This window comes from Streptomyces beijiangensis (assembly GCF_017315755.1).
Taxonomy (GTDB): domain Bacteria; phylum Actinomycetota; class Actinomycetes; order Streptomycetales; family Streptomycetaceae; genus Streptomyces; species Streptomyces beijiangensis.
Genome location: NZ_JAFLRJ010001218.1, coordinates 1 through 488, shown reverse-complemented (window position 1 = coordinate 488; position 488 = coordinate 1). Strand labels below are relative to the sequence as shown.

Sequence of the window (488 nt, the reverse complement as noted above, 5' to 3'; positions counted from 1 at the left end):
CCTCTGGACGGTCATCGAGCGCTGCCTCTCCAAGAACCCGGACCGCCGCCCGAGCGCCGAGAACCTGGCGCGCGGACTGCGTACGGTCGCCGCCGGTGTCGGAGTCCACTCCAGCCCCGCCCAGGTCGACGCGGCCCTCGGCGTCGCAGCCCTGCTCGCCCCCGACCTGTCGCCCACGACGGTCCCCAGCATGCCGGGCGCGGCCGACCCCACCCAGGTGCTGCCCACCAACGCGGCCTCGTACGACCCGAACGCGCGCACCAGCGTCATGCCCAACACCCCGCCGCGCCCGACGGCCGACCCCACCGCGGTCATGCCGAACCAGCCGCCGGGCCAGCCCGCGCAGCCCGACGGTCCGCACCCGTGGCAGAGCCAGCTCCAGGCGGCGCGCGACCGCAACGAGCAGACCCAGGTCCAGTACCTGGACCCCGGCCAGGACCCCCTGCGCCACCGCCCGCAGCGCGGCCGGCAGCAGCCCCAGGACCAGC

Annotated in this window: 1 pseudogene; it reads left to right on the top strand. The window is 76.6% G+C overall.

What is annotated here, in order from left to right:
- Positions 1-488, top strand: a pseudogene (locus J0695_RS41235) (serine/threonine protein kinase); the annotation flags it as partial.